Raw genomic sequence first — 5,284 nt, 5'->3', positions numbered from 1 at the left:
GTCTTGAACAACTCGATGCGGCCGTTCTTCTTCAGCTTGGTGAACAGCGAGCGATAATAATTGACATAGGGACTGTCCGGATCGGTGGCGTAGGCCTTTGCCTTCGCCGCATCCTTGGCGACAAACACGCTCTTCGCCACCCGCCAGTTGCCGGCATCGGCAGCGCGGCCGCCGCGCTCGCAGCCCTCGACATATTTCGGCCAGTGGCTCTTGACCCAGGCCGGCATCAGGAAATTCGCCGAGATCGGATCCCATCCGCGCGCGGCCGCCTCGGTGACGCCCTTCGAAAACGGCGCCACCGCGGTCACCACGATCGGCGGATGCGGCCGCTGCAGCGGCCGGGCGATGTAGCCCTGGCCGATATCCTCGATCAAATGCCGCTCGGTCGAGATATTCCAGTATTTCCCTTTGATATTGTAGGGCGCCTCGCCGGCCCAGATTTCCAGCACCTGATTGATGGCTTCCAAAAACATCTCGTTGCGGTTGGCGTCGAGATTGCCGAACGCTTCGGCGTCCGACAGCAGCCCGCCGGGACTGATCCCGAAGATCAGCCGCCCGTCGAGCATGTGATCCAGCATCGCCAGCGAGGCCGCGAGTGCCGCCGGATGGGTATTCGGCATGTTGATGGTGCCGGTGCCCAGCTTGATTTGCTTCGTTGCCGCCGCGATCCAGGCCATGAAGGCGATGCAGGAGGTGATATTCTCCGCTCTGTCGGTGGTGTGCTCGCCGACATAGGCTTCGGTAAATCCGAGCTCGTCGGCCAGCAGGAAGGCTTCGCGGTCTTCCTTGAGGCATTGCCGCCAGTCCTTGTCGACAGGGTGCATCGGCATGGTGAAGAATCCGAGCTTCATTGCCTGCGCCTCCCTGCGGCTGGTTTTGTGCGAAAACCTGCTTCGTTGATGCCATCATAACAAGTCCGAAAGTCGAACGACACGGAAATAATCGCTCGATAAACAAACTTGACCTTTGATGGTCGCCGCCGTCTAATCTTGAAAAAATCGCCAAAGCACGGCCGGGGAGGTCAGCTCTAATGAAGGCCTCGGCTTTCAGTTACGCGCGCGCAACCAGCGTTTTCAACGCACTGGAACTGTTGCACGTGCACGGGGACAGGGCGAAAGTGCTTTCGGGCGGCCAAAGCCTGATGCCCGCGATGAACCTGCGGCTGATCTCTCCCGAACTCATCGTCGACATCGGCGAACTTGCGGAATTGCGCGGCATCGCAGCGACCGGCGATCATGTGCGGATCGGCGCGCTGACGCGCCATGTCGACCTTGCGCGATCGGGCGAAATTGCCGCGCACGCGCCGTTGCTCGCCAAGGCCATTGCCCATGTCGCGCATCCCGCGATTCGCAACCGCGGCACGCTCGGCGGCAGTCTCGCCCATGCCGATCCGGCATCGGAACTGCCGGCCTGCATGCTGGCGCTGAATGCGGAAATCATCGTTCGCGGCCTGGCTGGCGAACGGCGGATCGCGGCGCAGGATTTCTTCACCGGGATCTACGAAACCGCGCTGTCGCCGGAAGAATTGCTGGTCGCCGTGGAGTTGCCGGCAAACCCAAAAAATTCCGCACACTTCTTCCACGAATTCGCGCGGCGGCACGGCGACTATGCGATTCTCGGACTCGCCACGCAGGCAATCGTCGATGCCGATATCCTTGCCGATCTGCGGCTGGCTTTCTTTGCGGTCGGCGACCGCCCTGTGCTGGCGAGAGCGGCGAAAAGGCTCACCGGAGTTGCCGTGACACCCGCGGCACTGTCCGATGCATGCGCCGCCCTGGATGAAGAACTCGATCCGCACGACGATCAGCAGGCGTCGGCTGCCATGCGGCGGCATCTGGCAAAAGTGCTGCTGGTGCGTTGCGTGGCGGCACTTCTCGGCCGTCCCGATCTTGATGCCGGGGGATCGGCTTGACGGCACATGTGCATATTTCGCTCGACGTCAACGGCGAGCGCGTCGATACGCACGTGCCGCCGCGCCTCAATCTCGCGGACTTTTTGCGCGAGCACCTGCAACTGACGGGGACGCATGTCGGCTGCGAACATGGGGTCTGCGGCGCCTGCACAGTGCGCGTCAACGGCGACATCGTCCGCTCCTGCCTGATGCTGGCGGTGCAGACGCAGAACGCGTCTGTCGTAACTATCGAGGGGGTGTCTGACTCCGGCGAAATCGCCGATCTGCAGGCCGCGTTTCGCGACCGCAACGCGCTGCAGTGCGGATTTTGCACGCCGGGAATGCTGATGGCGGCGCAAGACCTGCTGAAGCTCGAGGCCGAACCGGACCGCGAGCGAATCCGCGAGCATCTCTCCGGCAATTACTGCCGCTGCACCGGTTATCAGGCCATCATCGACGCCATCGAGACGACAGCCCGTGCGCGGAAGGTGCGCGCGCCATGAGCGAAGCGTCCGCAAATCCCGATGGTCTCTCGGTGCTGGACCGGCCGAACTCCTATATCGGCAAGACGGTGCCACGGCCGAACCTCGAGCGACTGATGCAGGGCCGCGGGCTGTATGTCAGCGACATGGTGCTGCCACGGATGGGTCACGTCGCGTTCCTGCGTTCGCCGCATGCGCATGCGAAAATTCTAAAGGTCGATGCCGAAGCGGCAACGCGGATGCCGGGCGTTATCGCCGTCGTGACCGGCAAGGAGCTCGCGGCAGTCATCACGCCGTGGGTCGGCGTGCTGACACACTTGAAGGGCCTCAAATCCGCGCCACAACACGCCATCGCGATAGATCGTGTCTGCTGGCAGGGCGAAGCGGTCGCCGCCATCGTGGCGACAAGCCGGGCAATTGCAGAGGACGCGGCGGAAATCGTCACGGTCGAATATCAGGAACTCGACGTGGTGACCGACATGCGCACCGCGCTCGATTCGGCAACCCCGGTGATTCATCCGTCACTAGGCGACAACCTCGCTTTCGAACGCAATTTTGATTCCGGCGCCGTCGATGCGGCGCTTGCCGATTCCGACGAGGTGGTGGAGGCGGACTTCATCTTCGGCCGCCACACCGGCGTGACGCTGGAGCCGCGCGCGGTCGTCGCCGACTGGAACGCAGCGGAAGCAAGGCTCACGATCTATCAGGGCACCCAGGCACCGCATATGGTGCAGAATCTGGCGGCGCTGCACCTCGGCCTCGAGGAAGCGCAGGTGCGGATCGTCTGCAAGGACGTCGGCGGCTCGTTCGGCATCAAGGTCCATATCTACGCCGACGAGATGGCAACCTACGCGCTTACGAAATTCCTGCGTCGGCCAGTGAAGTTCGTCGCCGACCGGGTCGAGAGTTTTAATACCGACATCCACGCCCGCGATCATCGCTGCAAGGGCAAGATCGGCGTCAAGCGCGATGGCACCATCACCGCATTCGAGATCGACGATCTCACCGGGATCGGTCCTTACTCGATGTATCCGCGCACCAGCGCCATCGAGGCCAACCAGGTGGTCAATCTGATCGGCGGTCCTTACACCTCGAAGAACTATCGCGCCCGTGCGCGTGTCGTGTTTCAGAACAAGAACGTAATGTGCCAGTACCGCGCCGTCGGCCATCCCATCGCCTGTTCGGTGACCGAAGGGCTGGTCGATCTTGCAGCGATGAAGATCGGCATGGACCCGGTCGAGATTCGCCGCCGCAACCTTATTCCCGACAACGGTTATCCATGCGCCGCGCCCTCCGGCCTCCGCTTCGAATTGCTGTCGCACCACGCCTCGCTGAACAAGCTGATGGCGATGATGGACTACGACGCGCTGCGCGCCGAACAGGCGGAGCTGCGAAGGAAAAACATCCATCGCGGCATCGGCATCGCCAGTTTCATCGAGGTCACCAATCCAAGTGCGGCGTTTTACGGCGTCGGCGGCGCGAAAATCTCGTCGCAGGATGGCGTCGCGGTGCGGATGGATGCCACAGGCTCAATCATTTGCCAGACCAGCATTACCGAGCAGGGGCAGGGCTCGGAATCGCTCACCGCGCAGATCGTCGGCAGCGTGCTCGGCGTTTCGATGGAGCGCGTGCGGGTCATCCTCGGCGATACCGACAACACGCCCTATGGCGGCGGCACCTGGGCGTCGCGCGGCGCCGGCATCGGCGGCGAGGCGGCCCTGCAGGCTGCTAAAATTTTGCGCCGGAACATCCTGGACGTCGCGGCGGTCATCCTGCAGTCGTCGCCGGCCGAACTCGATATAGCGGACAACGCGGTCGTGAACGCGAACGACGGCGCGCCGCGCATTGAGCTGAAAGAGCTGGCGCGGATCGTGTATTTCCGCCCCGACACGCTGCCGCCGGGCATCCAGCCCGAATTGATGGCGACGCGGCATTTCGTTCCCCGCGAATACCCGTTCGCCTTCACCAACGGCGTTCAGGCCTCCTGGCTCGAGGTCGACACCGATACGGGTTTCATCAAGCTGCTGAAACATTGGGTGGTCGAGGATTGCGGCACCATCATCAACCCGCAACTGGTCGACGAGCAGATCAGGGGCGGGGTGGTGCAAGGTTTGGGCGCCGCGCTGTTCGAGAAATGCATCTACGACGAGCGCGGCCAGCTCACCAACGCCAATATGGCCGATTACCTGGTCCCGATGTCCGGCGAAATGCCCGATATCGACGTCGGTCACGTGGTATCGCCGACTTCGGAGACGGAACTGGGCGCCAAGGGCGCCGGCGAAGCCGGCACGGCGGGGGCGGCTGCGGCGGTGGCGAATGCGGTCAATGATGCGCTGCGGCCGTTTGGCGCGACCATCACCGAAATCCCGCTGACGCCACAAGTCGTACTGACAGCATTGGGGCGAATTTGATAAGAAGACACCAAGCCAAGAACAAACAATCCACCGGAGGGACCATGACCAGGAAGACCACCACATCAGGATCGATTTCCCGTCGCAGTTTGCTGGCGGTGGCAAGCGCAGGCGCTATCGCTACGCTTGGACTGATCCCAAGCGCCGGCGCTCAACAGCCGCCGATCAAGATCGGCATGAGCATGCCGCAGACCGGCGGTCTCGCAGGGGGCGGCAAGGCGTCGCTGCTCGGCATCGAGATCTGGCGCGACGACGTCAACGCCAAGGGCGGCCTGCTCGGCCGCAAGGTCGAGCTCGTCGTCTATGACGACAAATCGAGCGCGTCGGAAACGCCGGCGATCTACTCAAAACTTCTCGATGTCGACAAGGTCGACCTGCTGTTCGCTCCTTATGCGACCGTGCCGACGGCGCCGATCATGCCGCTGGTCAAGCAGCGCGGCCTGTTGCTGATGGGCAACTTCTCGTTCCAGGTCAACAGCAAGGTCCAGCACGACATGTGG

General features: G+C 62.7%; 5 protein-coding genes. 4 read left to right on the top strand and 1 reads right to left on the bottom strand.

Annotation, left to right across the window (positions count from 1 at the left end; genetic code table 11):
* On the bottom strand, positions 1-851 hold an 851-nt coding region (locus tag VGP39_RS25465; RefSeq protein ID WP_327570857.1), incomplete at its 3' end, for an LLM class flavin-dependent oxidoreductase.
* Positions 852-1,030: 179 nt separating this feature from the next.
* Between VGP39_RS25465 and VGP39_RS25460 the strand changes: the two genes are divergently transcribed.
* The 4 genes from VGP39_RS25460 to VGP39_RS25445 all read left to right on the top strand — a co-directional run.
* Positions 1,031-1,912, top strand: coding sequence for a xanthine dehydrogenase family protein subunit M (locus tag VGP39_RS25460; RefSeq protein WP_327570856.1), 882 nt, complete (start codon positions 1,031-1,033; stop codon positions 1,910-1,912).
* Positions 1,909-2,394, top strand: a complete 486-nt coding sequence (locus VGP39_RS25455) for a (2Fe-2S)-binding protein (protein ID WP_327570855.1) — start codon at positions 1,909-1,911, stop codon at positions 2,392-2,394. The genes VGP39_RS25460 and VGP39_RS25455 overlap by 4 nt, the downstream gene beginning before the upstream one ends.
* Positions 2,391-4,784, top strand: coding sequence for a xanthine dehydrogenase family protein molybdopterin-binding subunit (locus VGP39_RS25450; protein ID WP_327570854.1), 2,394 nt, complete (start codon positions 2,391-2,393; stop codon positions 4,782-4,784). The genes VGP39_RS25455 and VGP39_RS25450 overlap by 4 nt, the downstream gene beginning before the upstream one ends.
* A 44-nt stretch (positions 4,785-4,828) precedes the next feature.
* Positions 4,829-5,284: ABC transporter substrate-binding protein (locus VGP39_RS25445; RefSeq protein ID WP_327570853.1), on the top strand; the 456-nt coding region annotated here is incomplete at its 3' end.

Origin of the sequence: Bradyrhizobium sp. (assembly GCF_036009065.1) — a bacterium.
In the GTDB taxonomy this organism is placed as follows: Bacteria; Pseudomonadota; Alphaproteobacteria; order Rhizobiales; family Xanthobacteraceae; genus Bradyrhizobium.
This window is presented reverse-complemented; position numbering and strand designations above follow the sequence as displayed.